A 17,609-nucleotide genomic window follows, 5' to 3' on the forward strand; every position below is an offset into this window, starting at 1 on the left:
CCAGGATGGAGAATGAAAAAGGAATAGTTAAATTGACTCGTAAGCAGCTCTATGATGAAATATGGGCTCTTTCAGTTGCAGGGGTAGCCAGAAAATATAATTTGAATTATGGTAAACTGATAGCAACTTGTAAAGTAGAAAATATATCTTTTCCTTCTTCTGGTTATTGGACTAAGAAGAATATGGGAAAAGATGTATCGAATGAGATTGTAGAATTTTCTGGATTGGAAGATACAGAAATTTCATTGATAACGAAAGACGCGGTTGTTAAGCGTATTCGGAAAGCTAAGGCAGAAGTAGTAGAGAAAGTGCATACTGACGTAACAGAAGAATTGGACGTAGTAACGGAGGAGGATTTACCGCAGAAAAAAACGGACAACATACCTGAGTGGCCGGATGGAATTCTTGATTATTTGGATGAGACGGAAAGAAATAAAGTATTAGAATATGCATGCAATCTGCAGATAAGTCAAAGTACACGATTGCATAAAATGTTGGTCCAATACAAGAAGGATATTGCAGATTATAAGTCAAAGCTGAAAGAAGTACAGAGTAGACCATACTATAATTCAAGACATAACAAACCAGAAAACGAGCCTGAATTCTTTAAGGAAATGTCTGATGAGTGTATGTCACGTGCAATTGCAATATTAGATACCGTATTCAAAACAATTGAATCTTTAGGTGGAAGTATTAATAGTGATTTGTCTGTGAAAATTAGAGATGATATTGTTAGATTTCGTATGGTTGAGAGTCAAGACCAAGTGAAGCATGAAATGACTAAGCAAGAGGCACAGGCGCTCGTAAAATATAATGATGATATCAAAAATCACAGATGGGTTTCAAAACCGCAAATTAGAAAGTATGACAAGGTATATAATGGTAAACTTCGTATTGTGTTTGGGGCGCGAAGCTACATAAGAGATAACGATTCTGAAAAATTAGAAGATAGACTGGGTGATATTTTGGTTACCCTGTATGAGAAGGCAGAAGAGAATAGAATTGTACGAGAAGCACGTGAAGAGGCAGAACGTAAGAGAGTTGAAGAAGAGAGACGCAGAGAAGAAAATAGACAAAGAAAAGAACAAGAAATTCGTCTTGTAAAAGAACTTGTAAACAAAGCTGAAGACTATAGAATTGCAAAGGAAATAAGAGAATATATTCAGGCTATGATAGATAGTGGAAATGAAGATATTACTCCAGAATGGATTGAATGGGCTCTGAAGAAAGCTGACTGGTATGATCCGTCTATAGCGACTGAGGATGAATATCTGGGAAAACGTCAGCATGAAAAAAGTGCTGAAGAAAAGGAAAAATCTTTGCAAGACAGTATCAGAAAGAGCTGGTATTGGTAAAAATGAATGGAGGCAATTTGATGGATAAAGATCCTTTTAAAGAGTATATAAGGCAATCAGAACCAAGTAAAAGAGACAAAGGTTACGCCTGGCATACAGCTATCGGACTTCAAGCAGTGGATGGATTAAAGCCTTCGAAGTATTTGATTGATACTGCAATAAAGAATATTGAAGGTGATATTTCGATTGATGAAGCGCAGAAACTTCTAAATACGTATTATGAAGAAAATCCAAAAGCAGATACAAACGACCGTACGGAAGAGGCCGACAAAGTTGCTGTTAGAATTGCAAAAATTTTATCGGAGAAAGCATTTAGTTTTACTCCGAATGAGTATATCTCTATTCATAAAAAGTTGTTTGCTGGGACTTATGGACATGCAGGAAAACTGAGAGATTATAATATTACAAAAAAGGAATGGGTGCTGAATGGAGCAACGGTTCTTTATGGAAGTGCATCAGAACTTCGCGCAACCTTGGACTATGATTTTGCAGAGGAAAAGAAGTTTAGCTATAAAAACCTGAGTATGGAAGATATTATTCATCACTTGGCACTCTTTGTATCAAGATTATGGCAGATACATGTATTCGGAGAGGGAAACACACGAACTACAGCAGTATTTTTTATTAAGTATCTTAGAACGCTGGGATTTGACGTAACCAATGATATTTTTGCGGAAAATGCGTGGTATTTTAGAAATGCACTTGTTAGGGCCAATTATAACGATTTGAAAAATGGTGTTCGTGAGACAACTGAGTATTTGGAATTGTTTTTAAGAAATTTATTGTTGGATGAGAAGAATGAACTTCATAATCGTACGATGCACATTAGTGGAAGGTTTGCAGAAGTGGACATTGAAAGAGTAAAAGTGGACATTGAGAGTGGAAAAGTGGACATTGAAAGCACAAAAGTGGACATTCGAAATAAATTACTTTCTTTCTCAGATACGATTTCAGAAAAAACAATAAATCATACAATAGAAATATTTTCAAAATGTGGAAAAGAAAATTGTTTCGGAAGAACGATAGTTGAAGAAATTACTGGATTAAAGCCATCAGGAGCTTCCAAGTTAATAAAACTGTTGGTTGATAGTGAGGTAATCGTACCTGTAACAGGACATGGAAAAGGAAAATATCGGTTTCAATAAAAGTGAACATTGAAAGGGTGTTAATGCCATTCGCAAAAATGCTCAAAACAAATCGGCGTACCCGCCACACGTTTACAAAGTCAAACGGTCTGTACGCCATGTCTTAACCTTATGATTGCAGATATTAGCAACCTGTCAAAGAGTGTAAAAACTCAGTAACTATGCGGGTTCGCGTACTGTTAAAGCAGTGAAAAACGACACCGCATGTTGAGACGGTTGTTCTTTTGTCCCAACTGAAACAAAAGCCGGATGATTACATTAATGTCACGATTGAACTTGATGATATGGATATAACATCTGCAGAGACTAAGGCTACATATGATGAGATAAAGAAGTATGTGGCTGAACATAATGCCGGCATGAAGGTTTCCAATCTGTATATCTCACAGGTAAAGAGAAAATGCGGAATTGAGGTTGGAAGGAATTTGCGCGTTGCAACGAGGAGAATGGACTGCTTGCAGGGCAATTCGACGACTGCCGCGACAGACTTGGAACTTGTTCCAAGTCCTAATTTACCTAAAAATGAAGATAGCAGGCAACCGCAGTGTCCAGAAGATAAAGAGAGTGCAATTGTGGAGGCATTGAAGCATTTTAAGATGAATAGTTAATAAAGAGAGGTGCAGATGCTATGCCAGGTATACTCGTGGTTGAAGATGATGAAAATTTAAATCGTGGAATTACATTTTCACTGAAAAAATCCGGATATGAGGTTTTTTCAGCAGAATCAGTGAAAAAAGCGAAAAGAATTGCAAGTGATAATAATGTGGATGTTACCATTTGTGATGTGAATCTTCCGGATGGGAATGGACTGGAATTTGTAAGGTGGATGAGATGCAATTATAATACATACATTATCTGTCTTACAGCACTAGATCAGGAGATGGATCAGGTCATGGGATATGAAGCAGGGGCAGATGATTATATTACAAAGCCGTTTAGTCTTTCGGTACTTCTTTTGAAAATAGAAGCACATTTCCGCCGCAGACAGGAGAAAACGGAAGCCGGAAAGATGATTTCGGGAGATATCGTATTTATCGCAGGAGAAATGAAAGTCCTGATAAAGAGTCGTGAAATCAGTCTGACAAAAACGGAGTTGAAAATGCTGACTTTTTTTCTTCAGAATCCGAAACAGATTCTTTCAAAAACACAAATATTGGAAAATGTGTTTGATCTGGAAGGGGATTTTGTGGATGAAAATACAATCGCTGTCAATATCAGAAGACTCCGTGAGAAAATCGAAGACAATCCGGCTGCACCGGTCTATATCAAGAATATCAGAGGTCTTGGGTATATATGGAATCAGGAGGTAAGGCAGTGACAAAGAGATATCGCAAGAAGATTACAGTAGTGTTCTCCTTGGTATTACCTGTCATATTATTGTTTGCAATATTAAATTGCTTTACCACGTATGTGTTTTATGAAGATTACAAATATAAAATGAATCTTATGACAGAGATTGCTGCAAAGGAAGAAATTTCCGGGCTGGATGCTGTTTCGGAATTGCTTAAGGATAAGGATATTGAAACCAACGAACAGGGAAAGCAATTATTGGAGCAATATGGATACTGGGGAAATAAAGGGAATGCATTTTATTCGCAATTCCAGCATCAGGTTATGGTGATCGGTGCTGTAAGCACTGTAATATGCGTGTTTTTTTTGACTTTTTTACTTTATTGGAAGAAAAAAGAAGATGCGTGTCATCAGAAAATATTAGACCAGTTGGAAGAAATTTTGATCAGATTCCGTGAAAATAAATTTGATGATTTACTGAAAACGGAAAATTACGCAGAACTGGAAAAATTGAATGACCAGCTTGAAGCAATCGGACATCATATTCTGTTGCTAAAGGAAGAAGCACGGACAGAAAAAGAGAGCACGAAAGAAATGGTTTCTGACATCTCACACCAGTTAAAGACACCGGTTGCAGCTTTGGATATATGTTTTAGTGTGCTGATGCAGAATGACTTAAGTGCCACAGAACAGGAGGAGTTTCGTATCCGTTGTCGGAGTGCTCTGGATGGACTGGAGACATTATTGCAGTCGCTTCTTGAAATATCCAAGATGGAAACTGGACTGATTCAGATGAATAAGAAAAAACTTCCACTTATAGATACTGTCATATCTGCTGTGAATCGTACATATCCAAAAGCGGATGAGAAAGAAATTGAATTCGTTTTTGACTATGAAAAAGAGCTGGAAACATGCACGATTATGCAGGATAAAAGGTGGCTTGGCGAAGCTGTGATCAACGTTCTGGATAATGCGGTCAAGTACAGTCCGGGTGGTTCAAAAATATTTATCCGGTTACAAAAAAGAAACGATCTTGTAAGAATGGAAATTGAGGATCAGGGAATTGGTATTCCGCAGAATGAGTATCACAAAATTTTTCAACGATTTTACAGAGGAAGTTCCAGGGAGGTCATGGAAAAGAGTGGTACAGGAATCGGACTTTTTCTATCGAGAGAAATTATCGAAAAGCACGCAGGTATGATTACGGTAACCTCCGGCAAAAAGAAAAAAGGAAGCACGTTTGTGATTCAATTACCATATGTTAGTTAAATTTTAAATGAGCAGAAATCTTACAATTCTGTAAGACTTCTGCTCGTTTTTGAAAGTGAAATGAAAGATTATCCTGATACAATTTGGATGTAGGTTGAAAAATGACCAAATATATAAACAGGCAAAGAAAGCGTGTTGAAAAGGTACGTTTTACAGAATTGAAAAAGGAGGTAGCACATTGAGTGTGATATTAGAAACCAAGCAGCTTTGTAAGTTTTATGGCGCAGGTGAGAATCAGGTCAAAGCGGTCAATCAGGTGGACATTCAGATTGAGCAGGGAGAATTTGTCGCAATTGTTGGAAAGTCAGGTTCCGGTAAAAGTACATTACTTCATATGCTTGGAGGGCTAGACACCCCGACAAAAGGCAGTGTTACTTTAGCAGGGAAAGATTTATACAGGATGAAGGAAGATGCCCTTGCTGTTTTCCGCAGAAGAAAAATCGGATTTGTTTTTCAGGCATTTAATCTGGTTTCATCTGTTAATGTCTGGGAAAATATTGTACTGCCACTGGGGCTGGATGGAAGAAAAGTGGATGAAGCGTATGTAAATGATATTATTGCAACTCTGGGGATTGAAAAGAGGATTTACAATTTGCCAAATCAGTTATCCGGAGGACAGCAGCAGAGAGTAGCAATTGCAAGAGCACTGGTGAATCGTCCGGAAATTATATTTGCAGATGAGCCGACAGGAAATCTTGATTCCAAGACCAGTGATGAGGTGATCGCCCTACTTAAGATGACAGCAAAAAAATATGGACAGACAATTGTAATGATTACCCATGATGACGAAATTGCACAGGTCGCTGACCGTATTCTGGTGATTGAGGACGGACAGGTGGTGGATTTCAGATGAAGACAATAAGCAGGATTGCATATAGCAATGACAAAAAGAACAAGACAAGAAGTATACTGATTATGATGTCCATATGTCTGACTACGATGCTGCTTGTGATTATCAGTACTGTGGGAAATGGAATGATACGTTTGCAGAAAAGTCAGGCGGCAGGCTCATATGGAAGCAATTATGGTCTGTTTGTCGCAGCAGATGGTACGCAATTAAAAGAAGTGGAACGCAGAGCTGAGATATCTGATATCGGCATCATGTGTACGGAGGGCATCCTGAAAGGAAATGAAAATGGCGGGTTTGTCTGCATGGATGAGACTGCAAGAAAAATGCTTCCCTATAATAAGGAATATGAGTTAAAGGAAGGAAAGTATCCGGAAAAAATGCAGGAAATTGCCGCCGGAAGAGCTTTTTTTCGTGCAATGGGATATGATGATGTAAAGGTCGGAGATACGGTTACACTGGATTACCGTGTAGGGATGCGGTCAGAATATAAGCCGGAAGAGTTTGTTGTCAGCGGAATCCTATATGATCGGGATGAGTATACCATCGAGGCATCTTATGTTGCTTTCGGGTCACAGGAGTTTTATGATGAGCACGTCGCAGAGAATGACAGACAGTATAATATCTATTTTACGTTAAACGATTCTGCAAATGTATCTATGAATAATATTGAACCGGTTATAAAGCAGATTGCAGCATCTTGTGGAATCGAAGAAAAAAACGTTATAGTCAATGATCTCTATTTGCAATGGGTCTTGCAGCCGAGTTATGAAACGATTGCGGTATGTGGAATTCTGATTCTTGCAATTGTACTTTTCTCTGTTGTGGTCATTTATAATATTTTTCAGGTCGGTATTGTCAACAAGATACAGGAGTATGGAAAAATCAAGGCTCTGGGAGCGACAAAAAAGCAGATGAAACAACTGATCTTCAGAGAGGGCATTTTTTTGACCATTTTTTCCATACCAGTTGGATTGCTTCTTGGTTTTCTGATTGCAAAATGCGGTTTTAACTGGCTGGTAGAACAGGGAAACCTTGTATCAACCGGAACTGGCTCTATGGGAGTTCAAAATCAGCAGGTGCCTCTGTTTTCCCTGCCTGTTATGCTTCTCTGTATTTTCGTATCATTTCTTACCGTTGCTTTGGCACTGCGTAAACCAATGAAAATTGTTTCACGGATTTCACCTATCGAAGCAACACGGTATTTAGAAAATGCAGAAACACACAAAAAAGGAAAACGAAATGGCAGAAAAAATGTCACCGTGTTTTCTATGGCAATGGCAAATGTAACGGGTAATCCCAAAAGAACTATTGGTACTATCCTCACAATGGGTTTTTCTTGCGTATTGTTTGTGATTATCTCTAATTATGTGGGAAATATTGACACGGAGCATGAAGCACGTCTTTCCGTTAATCATGGACAATTTGAACTGCAGCTTGACTATTCTGCTGAGTATGATGAAAGATATCCGGAGAATAACCTGGATACGATTCTGACGGATGATCCATTGAATGATTCGCTGATTGAAGAAATCAAAAGCATTCCGGGAGTAACAGATGTCATGACGAGAGAGATTGTCTCTGTAAATCTGAACGGAACAAGATTTCCGGCTGATATTGTGAGTAAAAATGATTTTGATTTTATGCGCCAAGACGGGGACATTGGCTCTATGGACTATGATCAGGCGGTAAAGAATGGTGAAATTTTCTTTGGCTGGTCAACGTGGATGGAACAAGATGGATATGCTCCGGGTGAATCCATTGTATTTGACTTTGAGAATAGAAGTGAAACCTATACCTATCAGGGAAAGATTGCAGGATCCTTTGTAAGCGCGGACACTTATCTTGTCATTCCGGAAGGTGTATATCGTTCCATGAATCCGAGAGGAACAGCCTATGGCTATCTGTGGGTGGACTGTGATAAAAAAGATGTGGCATCTGTAGAACAAAGTCTGAATACTTTGATTTCTAATACTTCGCATATAAAAATGGATAGTTATCATGCGCAGTTACAATCTGCCGAATTTGCAAGCAGCATGATGAAGCTTGGCTGTTATCTGTTTATGGCGGTTGTAGGACTCATCGGGTTTATGAATATGGCGAATACCATGATCATGAATATTACGACAAAAAAGCAGGAATATGGTATATTACAGGCTGTGGGTATGACAAATAAACAATTAAATTTATGCCTGCAGTTACAGGGACTGATTTTTACGGTTGGGACCATATGCGTAGCTTTGATCATTGGTCTGCCGCTCGGCTATGCACTTTTTTTCTATGCAAAACATAATGGAATATTTGGAATGAATATCTATCATGTTCCAATCGTACCAATTTTTATTATGATTTTTTTGGTCGGTCTGTTGCAGATTGTACTTTCCTGCGTTTTAAGCAGTAATCTGAAAAAGGAAACGCTGGTAGAAAGAATAAGGTATCAGGGATAGCAAGTAATATGTAATGAACTAGGTCTTAACGAAGAGGAGAAATAGATAACGTCCATTTTGTATGTATGATAAATCTAAACAGTATTTTAGCAACATTTCCTGAGTGGGGGCAGAAAGTGCCCCCACTTTCACTATTTGGGGGCGAAAAGCGCCACCATATATCGTAAATGATGGGTTCAAGGGGAAAATCCCTTGCTAGAACAGCATTTGGATGGAGACATCTCTAATGCGTATCTAGCCGTCAACCTAAGAAGTATCAAGGCGGCCAAAACAGCAGATTAATCATGCAACATTTCCTAGTGGTTAATTAAATTGAATAGAAATTAAACATTGTTCAATTGAGCAATCTATATGAATCTGATATACTGAGTATACAAAAGCTTTTGAATTTTTTAGGAGATGAAGCAAATGGATATAGGCGTTGTTATAAAAAAATATAGAAAAGAAGCTGGTATGACGCAGGAGGAGATGGCAAACAGATTAGGCGTGACGACACCGGCTGTAAACAAATGGGAGAATAGTAATTCCAAGCCGGATATTGAACTGCTGGCACCAATTGCAAGACTGCTTGATATTTCACTTGATACATTACTTTCTTTTCATGAAAAACTTTCAGATATTGAAATCGAAGAAATTATCAGGAAGATGGACAGGATGTTTTCAGAAGAAGGCTATGAAAAGACTTATGAATGGGCATTGAGACTTATAAAGGAATATCCGAATTGTAACATGCTTATCTGGCAGGCTGCGGTAATGCTTGATGCAAGAAGAATAACGGATAAATGCATGAATCCGGAAAAATATGATAAGCAGATTAACGCATGGTATGAGCTGGCACTACATGATGAGAATGAAGAGATACAGCATCATGCAGCAGATTCCTTATTTGGATTTTATTTACGTAAGAAGAATTACGCCAAGGCAGAAAAATATCTGGACTATTTTTCAGAACACGATCCTATGAAAAGTTATTATCAGGGAAGATTACTCCAGGAGCAGGGAAAAATCAAAGAAGCATATGAGAAATATGAAAATGTTATTTTTTCCGGCTTTAGTACACTTAATTTTGTTCTTTCCACAATGGCGGGACTGGCATTGCGGGAAAATGATATCGGTTATGCGAGATTTTTGTCAGGGAAGGTACAGGCAGTTGCACATACATTGGAAATGGGAAAATATAATGAGCATTCGCCAATGCTTGATATTGTATGTGCAGGGAAAGATGTAGAGGGGACATATAAGGTGGTAAAACATCTTCTTGATAATGTGGGTACTATGTATGATTTTAGAAAGTCCGGTTTATATAAGCATATGAAGTTCAGAGATATTGATGAAGCTATATTAGATGGTGTAAAAGAAAAACTTCTTGAAGGATTCAGAAATGAGGAAGAATTCGGCTACATGGCAGGATATGAACCGTGGGAGAAATTAATTTTTGACAGATAAGTTTTTTGAAAACTGTCGTTTGGTAAAATCTATTCCATTTTTAAAAGCCTTGCGATAAAATATGTTCTGTGAGACGGTAGTTCTTTTGTCCCAACAAAAGCCAGATGACACGATAGAGATCGACTTAGATTTAGAAGTTGGATGCAATCAGTGCTGAGTTGAAAGCTCGTGATCAGATGGAATGGGTCAGATTGGTAAATGGTATTCGTAATATGGCAGAAGAACTTGTGCTAAAAGAATTGGTGTAGATCTAAAGCGTGGAAAACTCCTTCGGGAGCTTTTGGCTGTTTATAAGATAAATTCTGTCGGAGATTTATTATAAAACATTGCTTTACAAGAAGAATAAAAAAGCATATAATTCTTTTATAATATATTTAATAAAAGAGGGTAAGAAAACGGAAAATAAAGATAAAAAAAATACAACAAGAAAAAAAATAATTAATTATGTGCTAAACAAGCATGTTACATCCAAGGCGGAAATCGCAAAAGAGTTAAACTTGAGTATGCCGACTGTGTTAGCAAATGTGAATGACTTATTAGAAAAAATGGTGTTGGAAGAAACTGGGGAATATGCTTCGACCGGTGGACGAAAGGCAAAAAGTATAGGGATTAATAAGTCATACTGTCATGCAATGGGAATTTTGATTACAGCGAATCATATAGAAATGGTATTAGTAAATCTTGGAGATGAGATTATAAAAAAAGATCGCATCCGTTTAAAATTTACGGCAGAATTATTCTATTGTACAGAGGTGGCACAAAAGGTCAAAACTTTTCTTGAAGGCGAATTAGCGAAGGACACGCTACTTGGGATTGGAGTGGCGATTCCAGGAATTATTGATCAGAAAGAACGGATCGTTTTAAAATCCCATGCTTTAGGTATAGAGAATTATAGTCTGCGCTTTTTAGAGCAGGCTTTGGAAATTCCAGTATATTTTGAAAACGATGCTAATGCTGCAATGCTTGCAGAAAAAAAGCAAAAATATCCAAATGCGATATATCTGTCTTTGAACCACACCTTAGGAGGTGCATTCTGCATAGATGGAAAGCTGTTTCGCGGGCAGAACCAGAAAGCAGGGGAGTTTGGTCACATGATACTCGTTCCCGGTGGAAGAAAATGTTATTGTGGTAAATCAGGATGTGCAGATGCATATTGTGCAGCAAGTGTACTGACACAAGATAACAGGCAGTCACTGGATGCATTTATGGAAAAAATTGAAAGTGGTGATGAAAAAAATTTGCAGACATGGAATGAGTATTTGGATCATCTTGCTGTTTTGATATCAAATCTGCGGATGGCATATGATATGGACATCATACTAGGAGGTGATGTGGGAGGCGTATTGTCAGATTATATGATACCACTGGGAGAAAAAGTGATGGCATATAATGGCTTTGAGCATGATGTTTCATACTTGAAAAATTGTTCGTATAAGAAAGAAGCGTCGGCTGTTGGAGCCGCGAAATACTTTTTTACAAAACATATGGTAGAATTGTAATTTTTTTGAACGCAGATAAGCAGTCCACCGCATCTGGTGCGTAGGGAATTAAGCGTTGGGTAAGGGGATGTTTAGTCTGTTGGAGTTAAAAACTCCCACTGACAGGTTGCAAAGCGAATGCGATGTCCGATTTATATGTGTGAAAAACGAGAAGCTGTGTAAATTTAGAAAAAGATATTATAGTAAAAAACGGAAAGAAAACAGTAACTACGGTTTCCTTTCCGTTTTTTTTGCGTGTTAATTGTGAAAAATATACAAAAAATACATTTTTAAATTATGAAATATATAAAAATATGAAAAATATATTGACAAATTGTGTTTATATGGTAATAATATAATTGCTTTGATAAAACGTTTTATAAAACATAAAATAATATAAAAAAGGAGGAAACAATTATGTTACAGCAGGTAATGACAAATCCAGGAGAAATTATTTTCAGAGAGGTTCCGGTTCCGGAGGTAAAGGAAAATCAGGTGTTGGTAAAGATTATGAATATTGGTGTTTGTGGATCAGATATTCATGTTTATCATGGAAAACATCCGTTTACAAAATATCCGGTAACACAGGGACATGAGGTTTCTGGTGAGATTACAGAACTTGGAAAAAATATCACCGAGTTTCATGTGGGACAGAAGGTGACGATAGAGCCGCAGGTATATTGTGGACATTGCTATCCATGTCGTCATGGAAAGTATAATCTCTGTGAGGAATTAAAAGTAATGGGATTTCAGACGACAGGAACAGCATCTGAGTATTTTGCAGTGGATGCATCTAAAGTAACACCTATTCCGGAAGATATGTCCTATGAAGAAGGAGCTATGATCGAACCTCTTGCTGTGGCAGTTCATGGTGTAAAACAGATGGGCGATGTGGCTGGCATGAATATTGCAGTCCTTGGAGCAGGACCGATCGGAAATCTCGTGGCACAGACAGCAAAAGGAATGGGAGCAGCGAAAGTGATGATCACAGATATCAGTGATCTTAGACTGGCGAAGGCAAAAGAATGTGGAATTGATGTGTGTGTGAATACCAAAAATAAAGACTTCGGTGAGGCGATGATCGAAGCATTTGGACCGGATAAGGCAGATGTGATCTACGACTGTGCCGGAAACAATATCACAATGGGACAGGCAATTAAATATGCAAGAAAAGGAAGCACGATTGTACTGGTGGCTGTTTTTGCAGGAATGGCAGAAGTAGATCTTGCAGTGGCAAATGACCACGAACTTGACATTAAGAGCACGATGATGTACCGCCATGATGATTACATAGATGGAATCAGACTGGTAAATGAGGGCAAAGTTCATTTGAAACCGCTCATCTCAAAGACATTTGCTTTTAAAGATTATCTGAAGGCATACCAGTATATTGATGATAACCGCGAGACAACGATGAAAGTAATTATCAACGTCAGTGAAAAGTAAGGAGTTCGTATGGAAAATAAATATGGAATTGTCGGAATTGCCCATGTCGGGCTTCCGACAAACGATTTACAGAAAACAGTTGAGTTTTATAAGAGTCTTGGATTTGAAGTAATTATGCAGTCTTATAATGAAAAAGCAGGGGAAAAAGTGGCATTTTTACAGATAAAAAATTACTGCATAGAGACTTTTGAAAATGGGAAGGCGGAAATGTCAGACGGTGCATACCAACATGTTGCACTTGATGTGGAAGACATTGAAAGTATGTATCAGAAAATCTGCAATGAAAAATACACAGTTATTACAGACGGAATCGAAGAACTGCCATTTTGGGAAAATGGTGTGAAGTTTTTTATGATTAAGGGACCAAATGAGGAAAGAATAGAGTTCTGTCAGAAAATCTGATAAAAATAGGAGGGACATATGGGAGGCGAAAGCAAAAATGGAAAAGTACCGCTGATCAGTAAGATTGCATATGGGTTTGGTGATGTTGGATGTAATTTCAGCTGGATGTTCGTCAGTAATTTTCTGATGATATTTTATACAGACGTGTTCGGAATCAGTATGGCGGCTGTATCAGCACTGATGCTTTTTTCAAGATTCTGGGATGCAATCAATGATCCAATCGTCGGGGGACTTACGGATAAAACAAAATCGAGATGGGGACGGTACCGTCCATGGCTGTTAGTAGCGGCACCAATCACAGCGATTCTTCTTGTTATGACATTCTGGGCAAGACCCGACTGGCCGCAGAATGGAAAGATCATTTATATGGTAATTACATATTGTCTGCTGGTTTTGGGGTATACCTGTGTGAATATTCCATATGGAACCTTGTGTGGTGCTATGACACAGGATATTGATGAACGTGCAAAAATAAATACATCCCGTTCGGTTGCAGCGATGATTGCAATTGGTGTGTTAAATATTATCACAGTTCCGCTGCTCAGCAAATTCGGCAGTCACAGTGCAAAGACAGGATATCTGACGGTTGCGGTCATATATGGATGTATTTTTACAGCCTGTCATTTCTTCTGCTTTGCGAAGACGAAAGAGGCAGTGATTACTCCGGAAAAAGAAAAAATTTCTGTAAAGATACAGTTGAAAGCAGTTATGCAGAACAGACCATATCTTCTTGCATTGGCAGGACAGATATTATTTGGATTTACATTGTATGGTAGAAACGCAGATATTCTGTACTACTTTACATATGTGGAAGGAAATGCCTCCTACTACACAACTTATTCGATGTGCATCATTATTCCTTCTATCATCGGGGCAGCCTGTTTTCAACCATTATTCCGCAAGCTGAATAATAAAGGAAGAACAGCATCTCTCTTTGCTTTGTTTACAGGAATTTCCATGTTGTCTATGTTTTTCTTCAATGCCAAAGAATCATCAGCTATTTTTTATGCATTATCTGGTCTCACACAGTTTTTTTTCTCTGGATTTAATACCGCAATCTATGCAATTATTCCAGACTGTGTGGAATATGGTGAGTGGAAAACCGGACTTAGAAATGATGGTTTTCAGTATGCATTTATTTCACTTGGAAATAAAATCGGAATGGCAGTTGGAACAGCACTTTTAGCAGGATTACTTGGAAAATATGGTTACATTGCAAATCAGACACAAAATGCAACTGTACTTTCAATTATGAAACATGCATTTACGACGATTCCAGGTGCACTTTGGATTGTGACTGCGGTTGTATTATTTTTCTACCGGTTAAATAAAAAACGTTATAACGAGATTGTGGAGGAACTGAAAAATGGAAGAAAAAGTTAACATCGTGGCATTGGAAGAATTGCTGATTGATTTTACGGAAGCAGGACACAGCCAGGATGGGAGGAAATTAAAATACCGATACCAATAGAAATTTTAAAATCGGATACAATCTGAATGGCGTTTGCTTTTCTTCCGCCGGTGGATGCAAAAAGCCGTTTTTTTTCTATCAGACCTTCCTGCTCCAGAAGGTTGAGGTTCTGGCTGACTGTGGATAAACCCATCTGCAGTTCCTGAACGATCTGCTGCTTGGAGGTCTTTTTCTTTCTGTAAATATATTGGTAAACCTTTGATTTATTTATTTTTTTGAGACTAATGTTGGTCAATCCCTTTTCGCTCATGTTGTTCTCCTGATTACGTTGCAAGATAATGTTAAGTTTATTGTAGCATAGAACGAAAAAAAGCAATAAAAAGGATATGTATTACAGAAAGCTGACGGAAAAGCAACAACGATACACAAATATGTTGGAATGATTCCCGGAAAGGGTTTACATATCTTCAAAATGCCATTAATATAAGGAAGGGATCTTCCCACCCATAAAAAATAAGATACGGAGAATTAACATGAAAAAACAACTGAAGGATACTCAGATTCTGTTGGAAATCCTGATCCTGACAGCAGCTGTTGCTATTATTGCAGCGGCAGTCTATTTTTTTCTGGTACCAAGCCATACTTCTGTCAGCAGTATTTCGGGTCTTGGTATCGTACTTTCCAACTTTGTACCGTTGCCCCTTTCCGCCATCACCATGATTCTGAACGTAGTACTTCTGATCATCGGCTTTTTTACCTGCGGAAGAGAATTTGGTGTAAAAACCGTCTACACCAGTATCATGCTTCCTGTTTTTCTTGGACTTTTTGAAAAAATCTTCCCGGATTTTGGTTCGATGACAAACAGTCAGGAGCTGGATGTTCTGTGCTATACACTTGTAGTCAGTGTGGGACTCAGTATTCTTTTTAACAGAAATGCTTCTTCCGGCGGACTTGATATTGTAGCAAAGATCATGAATAAATATCTTCATATGGAGCTTGGAAAAGCCATGTCTCTGTCTGGTATGTGTGTTGCTCTGTCTGCAGCACTCGTTTACGACAAGAAAACGGTAGTTTTGAGTATTCTTGGAACGTATTTTAACGGAATTGTTCTGGATCATTTTATTTTTGACCATAATATCAAACGCCGGGTATGTATCATCACTCCAAAGGAAGAAGAACTTCGGGAATTTATTCTTCATGAGCTGCACAGCGGTGCTACGATCTATGAAGCCTATGGTGCCTATAACATGCAGAAACGCAAAGAAATCATCACGATCGTAGACAAGACAGAATACCAGAAATTGATGAATTTTATCAACAAACTTGATCCGAAAGCGTTTATCACAGTTTATAATGTATCCAACATGAGATATCAGCCTAAAATGTAAAAAAGTTCCGCAGCACCTCAATCACAGAAGTGCTGCGGAATTTTTTTACCATAATTTCCTGTGAAAACGTTTCTTGAATTACCCCATGGAGCAAAAACTCCGGCGCGGCTGAAGGAGAAGAAGAGCGAACGGATGCGAATGGATACGATCAATGACATCGTTATAGTGCAAATAAGGACACTTTTTTAGACAAAGCGTGTTCTTTTTTTACCACATAAAGTTATCTATAATTAGAGACAGAAAATGGAGGAAGGGTATGGAAAGATATTATTTAGCAATTGATATAGGAGCATCCAGCGGAAGACATATTCTCGGCCATATGGAAGATGGGAAAATGGTTCTTGAGGAAATTTACCGTTTCTCGAATGGAATGCAGAAACGGGACGGTGAGAAGGTATGGGATATCGAGGCACTCTTCGAAGCTGTGCTGGCCGGAATGAAAAAATGCAGAGAACTTGGAAAAATCCCGGTGAGTGTCGGAATTGATACATGGGCAGTTGATTTTGTCCTTCTGGACAAGGATGATCAGCGGATCGGAAATGCCGTTGCTTATCGCGATGACCGCACGAAAGGAATGGATGAGGAGGTTTATCGCACAGTGCCGGAGGAAGAACTCTATGCATCGACCGGTATTCAGAAACAAATTTTTAACAGTATTTATCAGCTCATGGCGTGGAAGAAGAAAAAACCGGAACAGCTGGAAAAAGCAGAGACTCTTCTGATGATTCCGGATTACCTGAATTTCCTGCTTTCCGGCGTGAAAGCGCAGGAATATACCAATGCGACAACAACCCAGCTTGTCAACCCGGAAACCGGAGACTGGAACAGGGAGATGATTCAAAAACTGGGATATCCGGAAAAAATTTTCCTGCCGATCCGTGAGCCGGGGACTGTGATCGGCCATCTGAAAAAAGAAATCCGTGAGCAGGTCGGTTTCGACTGTGAAATTGTTCTTCCCGCAACACACGACACTGGCTCTGCGGTAGTCGCTGTGCCAAGCAATGAGGAGCACGTGCTCTATATCAGCTCCGGAACCTGGTCTCTGATGGGAACAGAATTAAAAGAGGCCGATTGCGGAACAGAAGCTATGCAGCACAATTTTACCAATGAGGGCGGCTACAACAGAAAATACCGTTTTCTGAAAAACATCATGGGTCTGTGGATGGTCCAGTCTGTGAAAAAAGAAATCGCAGAAGATTTAAGCTTTGGAACGATCTGCGAAATGGCATCGAAATGCACCATCCCATCTATCGTGGATGCAAACGACGATCGTTTCCTTGCACCGGAACATATGACAGCCGAGGTACAGAAGGCATGTGAAGAAAGTGGCCAGCAGATACCGCAGGGAATTGCAGAGGTTGCAGCAGTGATCTATAACAGCCTGGCAGTATGCTATGCAAAGACGTTAAAAGAACTGGAAGAACAAACGGGTTGTCAGTACCGGAAGATTCATGTCGTAGGCGGCGGCGCCAATGCCGGTTATCTGAACCGGCTGACAGCAGAAAAGACCGGAAGAACCGTGCTGGCGGGACCGACCGAGGCAACTGCCATCGGAAATCTGGCGGTACAGATGATCACCGGAAAAGAATGCAATGATCTGAAAGATGCGAGAAACTGTATTTTCCATTCCTTCGAAATCAAACAATATGAGCCATAAAAAATGAGACGAAAGGTTAAAAGGGGCA

15 protein-coding genes and 1 pseudogene are annotated in these 17,609 nt (G+C 38.9%); 15 read left to right on the top strand and 1 reads right to left on the bottom strand.

The features are described 5' to 3' along the window. Positions 1-5: 5 nt before the first annotated feature. From DWY63_RS08810 to DWY63_RS08870, 13 genes and pseudogenes are all read left to right on the top strand, one after another. A complete protein-coding gene (locus DWY63_RS08810; RefSeq protein WP_117801916.1) occupies positions 6-1,355 on the top strand; it encodes a hypothetical protein in 1,350 nt (449 codons plus the stop codon). A 20-nt stretch (positions 1,356-1,375) separates the two neighbouring features. Beyond that, positions 1,376-2,500, top strand: coding sequence for a Fic family protein (locus DWY63_RS08815; protein WP_117801917.1), 1,125 nt, complete (start codon positions 1,376-1,378; stop codon positions 2,498-2,500). A 197-nt stretch (positions 2,501-2,697) separates the two neighbouring features. Beyond that, positions 2,698-3,108: pseudogene (locus DWY63_RS08820) on the top strand (hypothetical protein); the annotation flags it as partial. Between the two features lie 20 nt (positions 3,109-3,128). Continuing rightward, positions 3,129-3,818, top strand: coding sequence for a response regulator transcription factor (locus DWY63_RS08825; RefSeq protein WP_008120506.1), 690 nt, complete (start codon positions 3,129-3,131; stop codon positions 3,816-3,818). Then, positions 3,794-5,059, top strand: a complete 1,266-nt coding sequence (locus DWY63_RS08830) for a sensor histidine kinase (RefSeq protein ID WP_117801918.1) — start codon at positions 3,794-3,796, stop codon at positions 5,057-5,059. Before DWY63_RS08825 ends, DWY63_RS08830 begins: the two co-directional genes overlap by 25 nt. A 178-nt stretch (positions 5,060-5,237) precedes the next feature. After that, positions 5,238-5,912 carry an ABC transporter ATP-binding protein gene (locus tag DWY63_RS08835; protein WP_015520995.1) on the top strand — a complete coding sequence of 225 codons (675 nt, stop codon included), beginning with the start codon at positions 5,238-5,240 and terminating at the stop codon, positions 5,910-5,912. Then, positions 5,909-8,353: an ABC transporter permease gene (locus DWY63_RS08840; RefSeq protein ID WP_117801919.1), complete on the top strand. Its 2,445-nt coding sequence runs from the start codon at positions 5,909-5,911 to the stop codon at positions 8,351-8,353. Before DWY63_RS08835 ends, DWY63_RS08840 begins: the two co-directional genes overlap by 4 nt. 408 nt (positions 8,354-8,761) lie before the next feature. Then, on the top strand, positions 8,762-9,799 hold the full coding sequence (locus DWY63_RS08845; RefSeq protein WP_117801920.1) for a helix-turn-helix domain-containing protein: 1,038 nt from the start codon (positions 8,762-8,764) through the stop codon (positions 9,797-9,799). Between the two features lie 176 nt (positions 9,800-9,975). Further along, positions 9,976-10,047 (top strand): hypothetical protein, encoded by a 72-nt coding sequence (locus tag DWY63_RS08850; RefSeq protein ID WP_279220571.1) that lies wholly within the window; start codon positions 9,976-9,978, stop codon positions 10,045-10,047. Positions 10,048-10,125: 78 nt separating this feature from the next. Further along, positions 10,126-11,298 (top strand): ROK family transcriptional regulator, encoded by a 1,173-nt coding sequence (locus tag DWY63_RS08855; protein WP_330415454.1) that lies wholly within the window; start codon positions 10,126-10,128, stop codon positions 11,296-11,298. 396 nt (positions 11,299-11,694) lie between these two features. Beyond that, positions 11,695-12,723, top strand: a complete 1,029-nt coding sequence (locus tag DWY63_RS08860; RefSeq protein WP_055219656.1) for a zinc-dependent alcohol dehydrogenase — start codon at positions 11,695-11,697, stop codon at positions 12,721-12,723. A 9-nt stretch (positions 12,724-12,732) separates the two neighbouring features. Next, on the top strand, positions 12,733-13,125 hold the full coding sequence (locus DWY63_RS08865) for a VOC family protein (protein WP_055219658.1): 393 nt from the start codon (positions 12,733-12,735) through the stop codon (positions 13,123-13,125). 18 nt (positions 13,126-13,143) lie between these two features. Next, on the top strand, positions 13,144-14,508 hold the full coding sequence (locus tag DWY63_RS08870; RefSeq protein ID WP_117801921.1) for an MFS transporter: 1,365 nt from the start codon (positions 13,144-13,146) through the stop codon (positions 14,506-14,508). Between the two features lie 32 nt (positions 14,509-14,540). Here the strand turns inward: DWY63_RS08870 and DWY63_RS08875 are convergent, their stop codons facing one another. After that, positions 14,541-14,846, bottom strand: coding sequence for a MarR family transcriptional regulator (locus DWY63_RS08875; RefSeq protein WP_238061358.1), 306 nt, complete (start codon positions 14,844-14,846; stop codon positions 14,541-14,543). Positions 14,847-15,069: 223 nt separating this feature from the next. Between DWY63_RS08875 and DWY63_RS08880 the strand changes: the two genes are divergently transcribed. Together DWY63_RS08880 and rhaB are read left to right on the top strand one after the other, a co-directional pair. Next, on the top strand, positions 15,070-15,924 hold the full coding sequence (locus tag DWY63_RS08880; protein ID WP_022461234.1) for a YitT family protein: 855 nt from the start codon (positions 15,070-15,072) through the stop codon (positions 15,922-15,924). Positions 15,925-16,180: 256 nt separating this feature from the next. Next, positions 16,181-17,581: a rhamnulokinase gene (rhaB, locus tag DWY63_RS08885; protein WP_117801922.1), complete on the top strand. Its 1,401-nt coding sequence runs from the start codon at positions 16,181-16,183 to the stop codon at positions 17,579-17,581. Positions 17,582-17,609: the final 28 nt, after the last annotated feature.

The organism is Blautia sp. AF26-2, assembly GCF_003460955.1.
In the GTDB taxonomy this organism is placed as follows: domain Bacteria; phylum Bacillota; class Clostridia; order Lachnospirales; family Lachnospiraceae; genus Fusicatenibacter; species Fusicatenibacter saccharivorans.